This is a genomic window from Hirschia sp. (assembly GCF_058892565.1).
In genome coordinates this window covers 1-16,118 of sequence record NZ_JBZXVU010000037.1, presented here as the reverse complement: position 1 = coordinate 16,118, position 16,118 = coordinate 1, and the positions used below count along the sequence as shown (strand labels likewise).

General features: G+C 44.8%; 15 protein-coding genes. 5 read left to right on the top strand and 10 right to left on the bottom strand.

Going from position 1 to position 16,118, the window contains the following annotated elements; all coding sequences use genetic code 11:
• Window position 1 precedes the first annotated feature (1 nt).
• On the bottom strand, window positions 2-460 hold the full coding sequence (locus tag AC5EF3_RS13720; protein WP_493548452.1) for a YcgN family cysteine cluster protein: 459 nt from the start codon (window positions 458-460) through the stop codon (window positions 2-4).
• An 11-nt stretch (window positions 461-471) separates the two neighbouring features.
• Window positions 472-966: a hypothetical protein gene (locus AC5EF3_RS13715; RefSeq protein ID WP_015828248.1), complete on the bottom strand. Its 495-nt coding sequence runs from the start codon at window positions 964-966 to the stop codon at window positions 472-474.
• Window positions 967-1,162: 196 nt separating this feature from the next.
• Between AC5EF3_RS13715 and AC5EF3_RS13710 the strand changes: the two genes are divergently transcribed.
• From AC5EF3_RS13710 to galU, 4 genes are all read left to right on the top strand, one after another.
• Complete coding sequence (locus tag AC5EF3_RS13710; protein WP_015828249.1) at window positions 1,163-1,765, top strand: hypothetical protein; 603 nt, start codon at window positions 1,163-1,165, stop codon at window positions 1,763-1,765.
• 245 nt (window positions 1,766-2,010) lie between these two features.
• Entirely contained in the window at window positions 2,011-3,534 is a 1,524-nt protein-coding gene (locus tag AC5EF3_RS13705) for a phosphomannomutase/phosphoglucomutase (protein WP_493548451.1), read from the top strand.
• A 465-nt stretch (window positions 3,535-3,999) separates the two neighbouring features.
• A complete protein-coding gene (glmS, locus tag AC5EF3_RS13700) occupies window positions 4,000-5,826 on the top strand; it encodes a glutamine--fructose-6-phosphate transaminase (isomerizing) (protein WP_015828251.1) in 1,827 nt (608 codons plus the stop codon).
• Between the two features lie 131 nt (window positions 5,827-5,957).
• On the top strand, window positions 5,958-6,854 hold the full coding sequence (galU, locus tag AC5EF3_RS13695; RefSeq protein WP_015828252.1) for a UTP--glucose-1-phosphate uridylyltransferase GalU: 897 nt from the start codon (window positions 5,958-5,960) through the stop codon (window positions 6,852-6,854).
• Between the two features lie 98 nt (window positions 6,855-6,952).
• Here the strand turns inward: galU and AC5EF3_RS13690 are convergent, their stop codons facing one another.
• From AC5EF3_RS13690 to argE, 4 genes are all read right to left on the bottom strand, one after another.
• The gene (locus AC5EF3_RS13690; RefSeq protein WP_493548450.1) at window positions 6,953-7,900 is read right to left on the bottom strand and encodes a hypothetical protein; all 948 of its coding nucleotides are present in this window, start codon (window positions 7,898-7,900) and stop codon (window positions 6,953-6,955) included.
• A gap of 167 nt (window positions 7,901-8,067) precedes the next feature.
• Entirely contained in the window at window positions 8,068-9,516 is a 1,449-nt protein-coding gene (locus AC5EF3_RS13685) for an MBOAT family O-acyltransferase (RefSeq protein WP_493548449.1), read from the bottom strand.
• Window positions 9,513-10,583 (bottom strand): hypothetical protein, encoded by a 1,071-nt coding sequence (locus AC5EF3_RS13680; protein ID WP_493548448.1) that lies wholly within the window; start codon window positions 10,581-10,583, stop codon window positions 9,513-9,515. Before AC5EF3_RS13680 ends, AC5EF3_RS13685 begins: the two co-directional genes overlap by 4 nt.
• Before the next feature lie 131 nt (window positions 10,584-10,714).
• The gene (argE, locus tag AC5EF3_RS13675; RefSeq protein ID WP_493548447.1) at window positions 10,715-11,869 is read right to left on the bottom strand and encodes an acetylornithine deacetylase; all 1,155 of its coding nucleotides are present in this window, start codon (window positions 11,867-11,869) and stop codon (window positions 10,715-10,717) included.
• Between the two features lie 141 nt (window positions 11,870-12,010).
• On the opposite strand from argE, the gene AC5EF3_RS13670 reads away from it, so the two are divergent.
• A complete protein-coding gene (locus AC5EF3_RS13670) occupies window positions 12,011-12,643 on the top strand; it encodes a glutathione S-transferase N-terminal domain-containing protein (RefSeq protein ID WP_493548446.1) in 633 nt (210 codons plus the stop codon).
• Between the two features lie 8 nt (window positions 12,644-12,651).
• Here AC5EF3_RS13670 and AC5EF3_RS13665 read toward each other — a convergent pair whose 3' ends face one another.
• From AC5EF3_RS13665 to AC5EF3_RS13650, 4 genes are all read right to left on the bottom strand, one after another.
• Window positions 12,652-13,329, bottom strand: a complete 678-nt coding sequence (locus AC5EF3_RS13665; protein ID WP_015828258.1) for a glutathione S-transferase family protein — start codon at window positions 13,327-13,329, stop codon at window positions 12,652-12,654.
• 15 nt (window positions 13,330-13,344) lie between these two features.
• On the bottom strand, window positions 13,345-14,307 hold the full coding sequence (locus AC5EF3_RS13660) for a cation diffusion facilitator family transporter (protein WP_493548445.1): 963 nt from the start codon (window positions 14,305-14,307) through the stop codon (window positions 13,345-13,347).
• Between the two features lie 45 nt (window positions 14,308-14,352).
• Window positions 14,353-14,886 carry a CC0125/CC1285 family lipoprotein gene (locus tag AC5EF3_RS13655; protein ID WP_015828260.1) on the bottom strand — a complete coding sequence of 178 codons (534 nt, stop codon included), beginning with the start codon at window positions 14,884-14,886 and terminating at the stop codon, window positions 14,353-14,355.
• Between the two features lie 138 nt (window positions 14,887-15,024).
• Window positions 15,025-16,118: helicase HerA-like domain-containing protein (locus AC5EF3_RS13650; protein WP_493548444.1), on the bottom strand; the 1,094-nt coding region annotated here is incomplete at its 5' end.

The window sequence follows — 16,118 nt, the reverse complement described above, 5'->3', positions numbered from 1 at the left end:
ATCAAAATTCCATATCTTCCCAGTTCACGATCCAGTCAAACTCGGTGCCTTCAAATACAGTGTCTTCACAGACTGTTTTTCCAAGGACAGATTTTCCTGCTTTGTGAATAGCACCGCGATCACCGCATACCAAATGATGCCACTCTGGCAGGTCTTTACCTTCCGATACAAGGCGATACGCACACGTAACAGGCATCCATTTTAAGTCTGGTATTTTCGCTGGCGTAAGGCTGACGCACTCAGGCACTTTTTCTTTTCTATTTTCATAATTGCTACACCGGCATGTTGACGCATCAAAAAGCTTACAATGCAGTTTGGTATATGCAATTTCACCAGTGTCTTCATCTTCCAGTTTCAAAAGACAGCACTTGCCACACCCATCGCACAAACTTTCCCATTCATCATGAGAAAGCTGCTCTAAGGTTTTTGACTTCCAGAAAGGTTGGGAATGAAGGGTCAAATCAATAAATTCTAATCGAACAAGGCATCAATCGCAGACTGATCATCACCAGAACTTTGTTCTTCTTCAAGACCGACAGCATAATCGCCTAGCCCATTGGGATTAATCACACCACCGATTGCGGCAATTAAACTGTATAATTGCTTAGACCAAATAGTCGGATCTCCCAAAGCTTCAACCCCACTTTGCAATATTACTTGAACTTCGCCAATTTTTATTTCAACAGCTTGGCATGCATCATCAAACCGTTTGCGTATATCTGGATCACACAATTCATACGCTCGAATCGCCAAATCTTTCGCGCGAAATCCTGTCTGAGTGAAGTGTTCAGGATAAGCAAGCGGAGCCCAATCCAATATTTCCTCACTCATATCAGGCATGGATTCAAGCATATCAATCAACATCGCGACTTCATTAAAATGGTTGAGATAATCCGTCGCCAACCCTGTGTCAGGATTGATGTTTGCGGCAGCTAGCTCATCTCTATCCAAATTTACGACGTTCATTTTCCACTTCAAATGTTCGTTGAAAGAAATTACAGATTGTAAAAGGAGAGAGTTACCATTCGCTTACCAAACCTCCAAGTCCAACCAATTATAAAAAGATATGCTAATTGTGACTTGTGCACATTAACTAAGCCGTTATGACATAGATAACTGCAAAACTAACATATATTGAGCAAGGCATCTAAGAGAGGGAAAAATGTCAGACAAGTTCTTTTTCTCATCTTGTGTGCTCGTTGGTACAATTCTCCTTCTACTTGCTTTATCACCTTGGTCCGACAAATTACCGACAGGTGCGATGAGTGCTGCAAACCTAGACACTAAAGATCTGCTCGTCAAAAACCGTAATCTCAACCGGTTTATTACGGGTGAAGCGGGAAAACTTGAATTATCCAAAACGGGTGATTCCTACCTTCTTAAAATAGGCGTCAAACAAGGCGAGCTATACGATCTGCCAAGCTTTGGTCCCCACCTCAGACTCGAAGCTGATGTTGAAAAAGCTTATGCTAAACAATTTTTAAAAATCACAATCATAGCAAGACAGCCCGCCAACTACAAAGAATCCGGCCCAAATGAAAAAATGGCATTTGAAGCAAATTATGCTGCAAATGCGACAGAAACATCTGGGTGGCAGAAGTTCACACTTGAACCGCAATTCTCTGAATTTAGCTTTGAATACCGCCCTCCAGGCGCGGGTGATGGTATCGGAAACGACTTCTTTGCGCTTCGCCCCGTTACAGCCGATCAAGGTTTTGATGTAGAAGTGAAATCAGTTCGTTTTGAAATGCTCGCATCAAATTGAACAATATTCAGACGACATTCATACAAAAGCCGCTGTTTGTGACATTAATGTAATTTCTTGCGTACAACCCTGATTTAGGCACCGTAATTGCGAGTGTTACATGTTATTACATCAATAGTTGGCTTTTACCTTAACGCTGCGTTGTCAGTTGCGAGGTAGAGGACTATTGCAATTGTGACCAACCAAACGCGAATGGGTTAGCCTATAAGCGAGTTATAGTGGGACCTTTAAAGGGGAAAAAGCCTATGCCAATGATGCCAAAAGCAAATATCGCAGCAAATACACTTGAATTTGAAACAACACCACTCGTGAAGCCTACAGGTTTTCGAGAATATGATGCGCGTTGGTGGTTCGGTATTGACGGTAATTCTAAAGCTCCTGAATTAAACTATTTAGGTGTACAGGCGCTAGGGCTTGGTTTGGGTACTGTCGTGCATCAAATGGGCGTGGAACCAAAAATCGTCGTTGGACATGACTACCGCTCTTACTCAATCGCAATCAAACAAGCACTTATTGTTGGCCTCATTGAAGCCGGCATGGAAGTCCACGACATCGGACTCGCACTATCCCCCACAGCTTATTATTCTCAATTTGCACTCGATATTCCTTGTGTCGCCATGGTAACCGCATCCCACAACGAAAATGGTTGGACTGGTGTCAAAATGGGTGCCAACAAACCGCTCACTTTTGGACCTGATGAAATGGGTCAACTTCGTGATGTCGTCCTCAATGGAAAGTTCGAGCCGCGTGATGGTGGTAAACTTATCCGCGTTGAAGGCATGCGCGAAAAATACATCGAGTCCGTGTCCGACAAAATTGAAATCAAACGCCCTCTCAAAGTCATTGCAGCATGTGGTAATGGAACAGCCGGTGCATTCGCACCAGACGCCCTTCGCAATATGGGTGTTGAAGTTATTGAACTTGATTGTGAACTTGATCACTCCTTCCCAAACTATAACGCCAACCCTGAAGATTCAGTCATGCTTGAAGCAATGGCTAAAGCGCTCAAAGAACATGATGCTGATGTTGCGCTAGGCTTTGATGGTGATGGAGACCGTTGCGGTGTTGTCGACAATACAGGTGAAGAAATTTTTGCTGATAAAATCGGCCTAATGCTTTCGCGTGACCTTTCTAAAAACTATCCAAATGCAAAATTCGTGGTCGATGTAAAATCCACCGGTCTCTACAAAACTGATCCAGTTTTGAAAGAAAATGGTGCAACAGTAGACTATTACAAAACTGGCCACTCATACATTAAGCGTCGCACAACCGACCTTGATGCTCTCGCTGGATTTGAAAAATCAGGGCACTTCTTCTTCCGTCCACCACTTGGATATGGATATGATTGTGGTCTTGTGGCTGCTGCTGAAGTCTTGCGTATGTTGGACCGCAACCCAGACAAAACTATTGCACAGCTAAAAGACGAACTCGGCATTGCATACACATCTTTGACAATGGCAGCCCATTGTGACGATGAAATCAAATACGGTGTCGTCGATAAAGTTGTGGCAGCTTATGAAGCACTTGGAAAAGAAGGTGCATCAATTCTTGGACGTAAAATCGTTGAAGTGAACACAGTAAATGGTGCACGTGTAACTTTGGAAGATGGCTCATGGGTTTTGGTTCGCGCATCATCTAACAAGCCAGAATTGGTCGTCGTGGTTGAAAGCATGGTGTCAGACGAAGATATGCGTGCTCTTTTCCGTGAAGAAGTCAAACCTCGCTTGGCTGCTTTTGATGAAGTTGGTGCATACAACCAAGAAATCTAAAAATAAGTTCCTCATATCGCATATCAAAGTGATTTGAATGAGAAATATAAAGGGCACTCTTTTGAGCGCCCTTTTCTTTTTTGGTGAATCATAAATTTACCTTGCTTGCTCATTGTTTGACCATTGTCCCGCCTTTTACCTGCCGCAATTGGACTCCATTCTGAGTTTGTCGGCAGCAAAGGTAGTCACGCTGACGACATCAGTCCGGCGGCAAACCTCAACAGCCCCCAAGCCCCTTGCCGTCGGACACCAGATTCTCCCCGAGTCTATAAAGGCGTGGTGTTTCCCCCAAACACCGCGCCTTTTTCTCTTTGAGAACAAAACTCTTCACCTAAAGCATTGAAATATATTGCATCATTATTTGCGAAATAATTAGCTTTTCTAATGTGTTTTTTTGGGTCATCTAGCAGTGGCGAGAAACGTGCATTACGGTAGACGATAAATTTTAGTAGAGGGCTTCAAATTATGTGTGGGATAATTGGAATATTGGGGACTAAGCCAGCAGCTCCACGGATATTGGAGGCATTGCGCAGACTTGAGTATCGTGGATACGATTCTGCAGGTATTGCCACATTGGATTCTGGCGAAATGTTCCGCGTGCGGGCACCCGGAAAGCTAAAAAATCTAGAAGCTGCGATGGAGTCTGTGAAAACACCTGGAAATGCAGGTATCGGACACACACGCTGGGCAACCCATGGTGCTCCTAACGAAAATAACGCCCACCCTCACACAGCTGGCCGTGTCGCAATTGTTCACAACGGAATTATTGAAAACTTTCGTGAACTTCGTGAAGAAGCTGAAGCGAAGGGATGTGAATTCAAAACGCAAACAGACTCCGAAACTATCGCCCACCTCGTCGAAATTGAATTGGATGCCGGAAAGCCGCCTTTTGAAGCCGTCAAAACGACAATTGCAAAACTTCGCGGTGCTTTTGGTGTCGCGATCATCATCAAAGGCGAAGAAGATCTTATGTTTGGGGCGAGAAAAGGATCTCCCCTTATTATTGGTGTTGGAAATGAAGAAACCTATCTAGGCTCTGATGCTTTTGCCGTCGCCCCCTTCACCGATAAAGTCATCTATCTGAAAGAGGGCGAATGGTGTGCTCTCACCCGTCACAGCATCAATGTTTTCAACGATGACGGCGAACAAGTTGCTTATACGATTGATACAGTGCTTGGCGTTGCCGATGTTGTCGATAAAGGTCCCTATCGCCACTACATGCTCAAGGAAATTTTTGAGCAACCTGAATCAACAGCGCGCACAATCGGTGCCTATGTCAACGCAGTCGATCAAACAGCCCAATTACCCAATGAGCAGGAATTGGATTTTACCTCTTTTGATCGTGTCTACATTATTGCGTGTGGGACAGCTTATTATGCCGGTTGCGTTGCTAAATACTGGTTTGAAAAATACGCAAAACTACCAGTAGAAACAGATATCGCCTCTGAATTCCGATACCGTGAACCCGCATTGTCTAAAAATGCGCTTGCTATTTTTGTGACTCAATCAGGCGAAACAGCCGATACACTTGCTGCACTTCGCTATTGTCAGGAAAATGGATTAACGACAGCAGCTGTGGTCAATGTCCCTACTTCTACAATAGCCCGTGAGTCAGATGCAATTCTTCCAACATTGGCCGGTGCAGAAGTTGGGGTCGCCTCAACAAAAGCTTTCACCGCGCAATTATGTTCCCTTGCCAGCTTAGCAGTGATCGCAGGACGTGCACGAGGTGTTCTTACCGAAAAAGACGAAACACACCTCACCGAACAACTCATGCAAATTCCAGGTCGCATAACAGAAGCCTTGAAGGTTGAAAATGCAGCCAAAGAACTCGCAGTCGATCTATCCAAAGCGCGCGACGTTCTTTATCTGGGGCGTGGCACCATGTTCCCTATCGCAATGGAAGGTGCCCTCAAGCTTAAGGAAATTTCTTATATCCACGCAGAAGGCTATGCCGCAGGTGAGCTAAAACATGGCCCGATAGCTCTGATTGATGAAAACACACCCGTTGTTATGATCGCGCCAACAGATCCATTGCTGGAAAAAACAATTTCCAACATGCAAGAAGTTGCTGCTCGCCATGGTAAAGTTTTACTAATCACCGATGAGAATGGTGCAAAGGTCGGTGCAGATACACCTGCTTGGACCCTCATAGCGCCTAGCTGTGATCCATTTATTGCACCCATTTTATATTCAGTGCCTATTCAGCTGCTTGCTTATTATGTAGCTGTGGAAAAAGGAACTGATGTGGATCAACCTAGAAATCTAGCAAAATCCGTCACAGTTGAGTAATTTTTCTACTGTAAGCAGACAATTACATATTTAAGATATGTGTCCCGTGATTTGCATATAATGTTGTGATTATAGTTCAACGTCCATTTTCGGGACAAATTGTATCAGACGATAAAGTTAGAGGACCACAAATGGCTATTAAACCCGTACGTAAGGCAGTTCTACCTGTCGCAGGATTTGGAACACGCGTACTACCAGCAACAAAATCGATTCCAAAAGAAATGATGCCGGTATTTGATCGTCCAGCAATCGACCACGTGGTTCGTGAAGCGCTTGAAGCCGGTATTGAACACATCGTCTTTGTAACGGGTCGCAATAAGGGTGCTATCGAAGATTATTTTGACAGCGCATATGAGCTAGAAGACAGTCTATCCAAACGTTCCGGCAAAGAGGCAATCTTAGCTGAAGTACAGGCGACAACGCTTCCTGCAGGATCAACAAGCTTTACGCGCCAACAAACAGCAAAAGGTCTTGGCCATGCTGTTTTATGTGCCAAAGACATTATCGGCGATGAACCATTTGCTGTTCTGCTTCCTGATGTTTTGGTCAACAGCAAGGTCTCGTGCTTAAAGCAGATGATGGACAGCTATAATGAAGTTGGTGGCAATATCATTGCTGTGGATGAAGTCCCGATGGAGCGTGTTCACAAATATGGTGTGATCAAACCAGCCGCTGGTGCAGATGTTTCCAAAAAGCTGATCAAGATGGATGCTATGGTTGAAAAACCAGCGACTGAAGATGCACCTTCCAATCTTAAAATCACTGGTCGCTATATCCTACAGCCAGAAATTTTCGCGCTTCTTGAAACACAAAGCGCCGGTGCTGGTAATGAAATTCAGTTGACTGACTCAATGGAACGTTTGATGGCGAAGCAAGAATTCTATGCGTCCCGTTTTGACGGTGACGATTATGATTGCGGTGACAAAATGCTTTATCTCCAAGCTCAAGCTGGCTACGCACTCGCTGACAAAGAACACAGCGCACAAGCTCGCGAAATCCTTGAAGCTCTATTGAAGAAATTCAGCTAAATTAACTGAGCTATTAATTTAAAGAGCCGCCCTTCTCCACAGAAGCGGCGGCTTTTTTTGTGTTTGAAGGCTGGGATTTGATCGTCAAAAGGTGGCATTCAGTTTTGTCGATTGCACTCATCATTATCATGCGTAAATACGCCTTGCTCTACCGATATCCAGCAAATGGACCTCTTCTCTTTCACCCTAGAATAGTCTTGGGGAGAAAAATCTTTAATTTCTTTATTGGATAGAATGCCACGTATAATTTCATCAACATCTGATTTCTCAAACGGTTTTCCCTTGGGGGACTTTACACCGAGAAAAACAGTAGCTCTTTGACCCAATTCTTCATTTTTAGTTTGGGTATCTTTGTGGGAGTATCCAAGCCCAATACCAATAAATCTAGAAGTCGATTTAATGGATCTTGCCTTTTCTGCCAGTAAATAACAAAGCTTACTTGCTCGATCATCGGATAATGGTCCCAGATGGTTTTCACGTATGTTCGGGGCAGAAGCTTTAAGTTTAGGATCCATTTTATTTGAAACTAAACCTGCACAAACAATAACATCATCTTCTTCAAATTCGCGTTCGAGAAGAGAGCTATTTAGAAATTCGTCAAATTTTCGTGAGTTTCCTAAACTCGCTTTTCCAGACTTCCAAGAACCATCCTTAGAAATAACCCAAACTTTTATATCAGCCTGCCTACCTGACGAGAGTGTTATTTCTATTTCTTGGCTCGAAATTTCGATTTCATCGATACCGTCTAAACCATGTTTTTTGTATCCCGTTGGCAGGCGTGATACTCTGGGCGGGACCTTTGTGTCGCTATAAATGTTGACGTTGCCGATATTGGTCTGATTGACCTCAGCGCTTCCAGTAACATCTATGTCGGGAATTTGAATTACCGACTGATCACCAACTATAGTATTTTCATTTGTGGTTTGAGCTGATCTAGAGGTGTCATGTGGATACAGCTTTTTATAGATCATGTGTCCTGAGATGGTTAATGTCAGACAGGATATCCCAAATACCAAAGCTAACGGCCAACCTACTTTATTAGCCAAATTTAACAACTCCTGAATTTCACCGATGCCTATAATAGTCTCCACAATTAGAACGTGCCAATTACTATATAGTGGTATTTGGAGGCGTTTACCAATGAACGATTTAAATATCCAGAATTTCGTTCATCCGTCGCCTTTGGGCCAATTCCATCCCCGTTACTTTTTCCCTAAAACTGAAAATACACAAAGGGTGCAGCTTGCAGCGGGAAGAATGCAAAGGCACAGCCTGCAAATACACCGCACGCCCCCCAAAACAATGCCGGATGCCGCATGATTGTCGAGCGAGACAATTTTGAAAAGCCGCTTTTGCCTAAGATGCCATCCAGAATAACAGCCAAGGGTGCAAGCCAGACAATCCATTCAAGTGACTTCACCGCCTCAGAGCTATCACGTAGCCCAGTAAACGCTGCCCAAACCTGCAAAACATCGCCCATATTCTCAGCGCGGAATGGTGCCCATACCATGATGACAAACATCTGCGTCAAAACCAATCCGATTGCAGCACCTAGCACGCCGCCAATCAAATACTTCTTATTCCCCAGCAACAAACGGTGCACAGCAAGGGCCGCCCCATGCAATGCACCCCAAATTACAAACGTCCACGCCGCGCCATGCCATAAACCGCCCAGCAACATTGTTGCAAACAGATTGACATATGTGCGCAGTTTACCCGCCCTATTCCCGCCAAGCGAGATGTATAGATAATCACGTAACCAGCTAGATAGGGATATGTGCCAACGTCGCCAGAAATCAGCAATCGATGTTGATAAATATGGAAAGTCAAAGTTACGCGGAATGAAAAAGCCAAACCAACGCGCCACCCCAATCGCCATCATGGAATAGCCAGCAAAATCAAAATAAATCTGCGCGCCAAATGCGAAAGTTGCACCAACTAGCGATAAATTGGTCCAGTTGGACACATCTGAATCGCCCGCCACCATCGGATTACCGAATACGGGATCGACAAATGGCGCGATATTGTCGGCAAAGCCGGCCTTATATACCCAACCAATCGCAAAGAAACGCAGACCTGACAGCATAATCTCGCTAGATAATTTGCGGTCTTTTTCCATCTGCGGAAAGAATCCAGCCGCACGCACAATAGGACCAGCCACTAGCTGCGGGAAGAAAGCAATATATAGTGCAACGCGTCGTATCCGCGTTTCAACGGCTAATTCTTCACGGCGCACATCGACAATAAAACTAATCGCCTGAAAGATATAAAAGCTCACCCCAACTGGCAGAATAATCTTCAATGTCGAAGGGTTCGCATTCACCCCAACCAAATTGAGCAGATCAATAAAGCTATCAGCAAAGAAATTGAAATATTTGAAAACACCAAGGATCAGCAAATTGGCGGTAACACCCAACATTGTCGCCCTGTTGCGCTGTTTCTCGTCCAGCGATTTGTCACCCGCATACAGGCCTGCGCCCCATGCAATAGCGATGACGACACCAATAAGCGCCAGAAAGCGGACATCCCACCATCCATAGAAAATCGCGCTTGCACCCAACAATACCATCAGGCGCGTTTCTTTAAATTTAGCTGGCAGCAACCAATGCGCGGCAAAAACAAGTGTCAGAAATATTGGAAAAATTGCGTCTGTAAAAATCATTTCAGCGCTCCAGTCTCATCTATCTTGTCTGCAAGCCAGCTTGTATAGATCTGCGCGCCGTCAGCCAATAAATGCTCAGGGTCAAACCATATTTGAGACTTTAGTTGATCAAGCAATATTGGGTCATTGGCCGGAATACAATTGAACTTAACCAACTCCCCCGCGCACACATTTTGAGTATAAGCGCGAATGCCAGCATCCACTGTTGGCGGCGCATAATAACTTATTCTCCGAACACCGGCATCTTTTAAATGCCCTCGCTGCATTGCTCTAAAGCTCATTGCCCAATGTGGACCATTTGTTGCTTCCGTCGGCAAAACCTCTTCAAGACCCTCAACAATTTCATCGAGTGTCTGTTCTTGGCGTGGATTAGTCTGTGGATCATAAGCGGGCTTTTTTTCAACATCGGAGAAACGTTCGCCACTTGAAAGCAAACCGACATTTAGTGAGTTCAGCGTGAGATGAATACCGCCAAAGACAATGTCCTTAATACATCCAACTGTGCCATAACACGCACCGCCGACAATACCTAAACCAGCCCATTCAGCGGCCTCACGGTCAAACTGATCAATGGCGCGATCTGAAAATTTCGCGACCTTAAATACATAGGCTGACAATTCATCAAATTCCTGCACCACGCTCAAAAACACCACATCGGGTGCTCTGGGTGCACGTTTTAAGTATTCAAGCAAAGCTTTGTTGCGTTCTTGCAGTGAAGATCCTTCAAGAGACAGATTGATCGCGCGATGTGGATATCCTTTTTCGCGCAGTAATTGGGTCAAACGCTCATCATCAATCGCATTTCGAGAAAGACTAGCTCCCAAAAACAAAGCAATCGGCGCGTCATCCGCCGCAGTCACTTCAATACTATTGGCTGTAAAATGATCAAAATCGGTTGTACGTTGAAAGTCAAAAAGACGTGCCGCCCCAGCAATACATATTGCACTCACAATCAGCCCGCCGGTAAAACTAGCAATTGGCAAAAAAGCATTGCTCTTGCGCGGCGCTCTCATAAGCACGGCAACACCCAATGCCAGAATACCAATAAGAAACAGAATAACTGGCATTTTAGAAGAAGCTCCCCTTGCCCCGGTTTCGTTCACATTTAAGCGAAAAAGAAAATCTCTAAATTAAAACAACTCATTACAAATAGCAGACATGCAAATAGCTAACCAAAGTCAATATATAGCCTGAATTATCACACCATTGTGTTGAGCATTTTCTTCATAATGCCAATTCCTGTTTCCAACTCCGAAACAGCGACAAATTCATCTGGCTGATGCGCTTGTTCAATTGAGCCCGGTCCACATACGATAGTGGACAAGCCAGCGTTCTGAAATTGCCCTGCTTCTGCGCAATAGCCCACTAACCGCGTTTGGTTATCTCCGGTCAAAGATCGTGCTAACAATTCAGCCGGACCATCTTCTTCAGTTCCTAGTGGTGGCGCATCCGATAATTTCACAACCTCAACGCCACAAGATGGATGGAAAGCCTTCAATCGCGCATCCACTTCTTCAACTTTTTCATAAAATGGAATTAAAGTTTGCGCTGCATCCACACCAGGGGGCGATCTTAAATCAAACAAAAAGCGACATTCTCTCGCAATAATATTGGCAGCTGTACCGCCTTCAACAACACCAATGGTCAATGTGGCATGAGGTGGCTCAAACAAGCTTTCGCTTGGTGCTGTTTCCTTTAACCATTTCGCAGTGTCGCGCAGCACACCCATAATTTCCAATGCTTCATGAATGGCAGATGCGCCTAGATGCGGCAGGCTTGAATGCATCTCCATACCGGTCACAACAACTTCGTGATTGCATATGCCCTTATGACCTGTCACCACGCCCCAAAGCGTTGGCTCTCCCACCCAACAGATTGATGGTTTTGATTCCAGACTAACAAGCTCATCAATCATGCTGAGCACACCAGCACAGCCAATCTCTTCATCATAAGAAATAGCAATGTAGAAAGGTTTCTTTAAATCCGCTGCCGCCATTTCTGGTGCGAACGCAAGTGCAAGCGCGAGAAAGCCTTTCATATCGCAAGACCCACGACCAAATAATTTGCCATCTTTTTCTGTCAGTTCAAACGGCGGTGTTGACCAAGGTTGACCATCCACAGGCACAACATCCGAATGACCCGATAATACAATCCCACCAGCAACATCAGGCCCAATACGCGCCCACAAATTGGCTTTATTGCCTTCTTCATTGTGCAGGATATTGATTTGCGAAGCGAAAGGTTCAAGATAAGCTCTAACCCATTCAATTAATTCCAAATTGGAATCACGCGAAGTCGTATCAAAACCAACAAGTCTAGTGAGAATATCTTTAGCTGTTTGCAAATCACTCATTTGTGACGACCTCGTCTAAATATCCATATTGCGAAATACACTGCACCGAACCAAATGAAGGTCTAGTTACTTTTCAAATCTATTTTCAGTTTACAGTCATTAAAGCAAATACGACCAGCTTAAAATTACAGGATGCAATAGATGATAAATCTATACACGTGGAACACTCCAAACGGCCAGAAAATTTCGATTATGCTTGAAGAAACCGGTTTGGATTACATAGCTCACCCTATCAATATAGGTAAGGAAGAACAATTCGATCCTGAATTCCTAAAAATCTCCCCCAACAATAAAATTCCTGCCATCACCGACACTGACACCCCCAAAGGCCCAATCAACATATTTGAAAGCGGAGCGATACTAATCTATCTGGCAGAAAAGACTGGAAAATTTCTGCCCACCTCCCCCATTGAAAGATCACTCACGCTTCAATGGCTAATGTGGCAAATTGGTGGATATGGCCCCATGACGGGTCAATTTTATCACTTCAAAAACTTAGCTGAAAAACCAGAATTTAGTGACTATGCTTTTAGGCGTTTTAAAAATGAAGTGCATCGCCTTCATCTTGTTTTAGATAAACAATTGGAAAATAAAAACTATGTCACGGGCGAATATACCATCGCTGATATGGCACTCTATCCATGGGTAAAAGCAGGCTTCAACCTTGCTGAAGATGATACATCATCCCTCCCAAACATATTGCGCTGGCTTGATATTATCGGGCAACGCGCAGCCGTTGGTCGCGGTATGAGTGTTCCCTTGTTGGATCAATAATACTGGGTCTAAAAATCCAGCTCTGCATAATGTGGAGCTGGCAGCACACCCTCCAAACTATCTTTGAGTATTTCTCTAAAACTAGCTCGACTTTTCATACGAAGATACCAGCTGCTCGTATTTTCAAATCGGTTCCAAACAACATCCCCAAAATAATCCAAACAAGACAAATGCGCAGCTACGCTGACATCAGCGAGCGTATAATCATCCCCCGCCAAATAAGGACGAACAGCGGTTATCGCTTCAATATGTTTAAGATATCCATCCAGCGCTTTTGCGCCTTCGCGCAATGCGCTCGTATTGGGTCTCCCGGCGCGTAAATAACGCATCATGATACGTTCACGCAGCAATGTGGCATTTACATCATTTTCAAAGCCGCGCTCCAGCCACCCCATAACCCAACGCACTTCAGCACGATCAACGGGGTTCTTAGGCAATAAAGGATAACCCGCATAAACTTCATCAATATATTCTAAAATGGCACGCGGCTCTGAAATAATAACCCGGCCGGCAGCTGACATATCAACCAATACTGGAGCACCGCCTATAGGGTTTAGCTTCTGCGCTTCTGAATCCGCTTCAAACGGAGATGATGTTTCTAATGCAAATTCGATCTTTTTCTCTGCAAGAGCAATGCGTACACAACGTGAAAACGGGTCCAATATCCAGTGATATAAAGTGCGCATCAATACGGTTCCGCTTTATGTATCTGGAGCTATTTCTTGTCTCATCGATTTGAAAAAGTCGGTACCGTGAGGAACTGCATCTTTAGGATCTGGATGGATAAGAATATCGGCTCCGGGGAATTCAGATAAGATTCGTTTTTCACACTCTACCATAATATCGTGCGCTTCAGCCAGCGAACTGGTATTGGGTAAATCTAGATGGAATTGTATGTGAATAATTGGCCCCGCAGAACGGGTTCTTAAATCATGCACAAACCATTCTTTACTATCACCTTGCGCCAACGCAATAATCCGCGTGCGCGCTTCATCGCTTAATTCCCGATCCATGAGTTGATTAAATGCTTCTTTGGCGACATCTAGCGCCCCAAAAGCCAGCCAGATCGCAACACCAAGCCCGATAATCGGATCAATCAACGGAATTTTCAGAAAAGAAGCGCCCGCAACCCCAATAATCACCGCAACATTTGCCCCCAAATCCGCCATATAATGCGCACGGTCTCCCGCCGTCGCGATAGAGCCAGTCTTCTTTAAGGCGCGCGTTTGAAAGTAGATTAATCCCAGCGTTAAACCGATTGAAATCAGCATCACAACAATTGGAATAACGCCCTCTTCCATCGGTCGAGGATCAAAAAAGCGATCAAACGCTTCTCGCGCAATCAATGCAGATGAAGCGCCGACAAGGCCTGCTTGCATTAATGCAGCAAACCCCTCAGCCTTTCCATGCCCATATCTATGATCAGCATCAGGTGGAACAGCCGCATATATTACAGCCCCCAAAGTTACCAATGACGCCGCCAGATCCAACCCAGAATCTGCCAATGATGCTAACACAGACACCGAACCAGATACGAACCAAGCCCACAGTTTCAACCCAATAAGGATTGAAGCCACTGTAACTGAAATCAAAACAGTTTGCTTTGTAATTTCCGCTGCTTCCGGCGGGTTCATTCGGCCCGCAGGCATGTGATCATGAGCCATTATATCTATGGTTGCCTGCTAAAGTGGATCAGTTAACCGCGCTGTTTATGAGCGTTGAACTGTCGGCCCTATGTTTTTGACAACATCACGGGCATCAAATGCACGAAGCTCGTCTTTGGGCTTTTTCCCTGAATGCATAACAATCTCGGAAGATGCCTCATATTTCGTGATTTGGTTGTAATCATATGACCCACGGCTCCAGAATGGATCATACATTCCATACCAGCCGCTACGCGGGTGAAAATAAGAATATCCAAATCCATAGCGAGAATAATGTCCACCAAAGGGACTAGACTGCATACGACTTTTTGTTTCCGTCTCGCGCTCAACAACAACGAAATAATCAAATCCGTTTTCTAATGTTAGCTCAGCAGCGCGAAGCAATAGAAATGTTTCCACTTCATCGCGCGGCGTTGTGGAATTACCTTTGAATGACACATAAAAACGATTAGATTCAATAATTTGGTCTGAATAACCTCTTCCATTATAGGAAGTTGCTTGTTTGTAAGCAGGCTGAGTGGCACAAGCGCTGATAGCCAGAGCTGACACTGTAACTAGAGCAAATAAAGACTGGCGCATGATGTATTCCTTCGTTTATTGAAGCGCAGCAAGTGCACACACTTCCATAGTTGAGCTGACTATAGCAGACCATACAGCTACAAGTCACCATTATTAACACATTGAGCGTTCACAGTTTTATTACCTGTGCGTCATTCTCTAGCGGCTACGCCCGCCAAACACGCCGCGCAATACATATTTGGTTAGCTCTCTAGCAGCCGTCCTCATCATAGATTTGGTCGCTGCTTCAGTCGCTGTTTGACGCCGCGATGTTGGTTTGCGTTTCTTTGCCTTGGCCGCTTGTTCCTTTGCTTTGGCTTCAGCTTCAAGCAATTCAGCCTCTTCTTTTGCTGCTTTTGCCTCGCGCTCACTTAGCAGTTCATACGCACTTTCGCGGTCGACAGCGTCATCATATTTCCCAAAGACGGGACTATTCTCGATCACTATTTTGCGTTCAGCATCCGTCACCGGCCCCATGCGCGATGAAGGCGGACGGATCAATGTACGTTGAACAATAGAAGGTGCAGCTTTCAAATCCAGAGTAGACACAAGCGCCTCACCCACTCCTAGTTCAGTGATAGCTGTCTCTGTATCAATATCAGGGTTTTCGCGGAAACTTTGCGCTGCCGCTTTAATGGCTTTGCGCTCAGATGGCGTATAGGCACGCAATGCATGTTGAACCCGCGCGCCCAATTGCGCCAGCACACTGTCTGGCAGGTCGCGTGGATTTTGAGTTACAAAATAAACACCCACACCTTTAGACCGGATCAAACGCACCACTTGCTCGATTTTATCAATCAACGCCTTTGGCGCATCATCAAATAGCAAATGTGCTTCATCAAAGAAGAACACCATTTTAGGCTTATCAGGATCACCCACCTCTGGAAGTTCTTCAAACAATGCAGACAATAGCCAAAGCAGAAATGTCGAATACAATTTTGGTGAATTGATCAGTGTCGTTGCATCCAGAATAGATACATATCCGCGCCCATCTCGCGTCGTGCGCATAAAATCTTCTAACTCAAGCGCAGGTTCACCGAAAAATTCTTCAGCGCCATCGCGTTCAAGAACAAGCAATCGACGCTGTATCGCCCCCACAGAACTTGGAGACACATTTCCATATTCTTTCTGGATCTCATCTCGCACTTCAGTGACATGGATCAAAAGTTTGCGAAGGTCTTTTAGGTCCAAAATAAGAAGATCATTATCATCAGCATATTCAAAAGCGATGATCAGCACACCTTCTTGTGTTT

Excerpts from the sequence above, each read along its gene's own strand:
- galU (WP_015828252.1), top strand. The coding sequence starts at position 5,958 with ATGGCTATTAAACCCGTACGTAAGGCAGTTCTACCTGTCGCAGGATTT.
- AC5EF3_RS13710 (WP_015828249.1), top strand. The coding sequence starts at position 1,163 with ATGTCAGACAAGTTCTTTTTCTCATCTTGTGTGCTCGTTGGTACAATT.
- AC5EF3_RS13685 (WP_493548449.1), bottom strand. The coding sequence starts at position 9,516 with ATGATTTTTACAGACGCAATTTTTCCAATATTTCTGACACTTGTTTTT.
- glmS (WP_015828251.1), top strand. The coding sequence starts at position 4,000 with ATGTGTGGGATAATTGGAATATTGGGGACTAAGCCAGCAGCTCCACGG.
- AC5EF3_RS13660 (WP_493548445.1), bottom strand. The coding sequence starts at position 14,307 with ATGGCTCATGATCACATGCCTGCGGGCCGAATGAACCCGCCGGAAGCA.
- AC5EF3_RS13655 (WP_015828260.1), bottom strand. The coding sequence starts at position 14,886 with ATGCGCCAGTCTTTATTTGCTCTAGTTACAGTGTCAGCTCTGGCTATC.
- AC5EF3_RS13665 (WP_015828258.1), bottom strand. The coding sequence starts at position 13,329 with ATGCGCACTTTATATCACTGGATATTGGACCCGTTTTCACGTTGTGTA.
- AC5EF3_RS13680 (WP_493548448.1), bottom strand. The coding sequence starts at position 10,583 with ATGCCAGTTATTCTGTTTCTTATTGGTATTCTGGCATTGGGTGTTGCC.
- AC5EF3_RS13670 (WP_493548446.1), top strand. The coding sequence starts at position 12,011 with ATGATAAATCTATACACGTGGAACACTCCAAACGGCCAGAAAATTTCG.
- AC5EF3_RS13715 (WP_015828248.1), bottom strand. The coding sequence starts at position 966 with ATGAACGTCGTAAATTTGGATAGAGATGAGCTAGCTGCCGCAAACATC.
- argE (WP_493548447.1), bottom strand. The coding sequence starts at position 11,869 with ATGAGTGATTTGCAAACAGCTAAAGATATTCTCACTAGACTTGTTGGT.
- AC5EF3_RS13705 (WP_493548451.1), top strand. The coding sequence starts at position 2,011 with ATGCCAATGATGCCAAAAGCAAATATCGCAGCAAATACACTTGAATTT.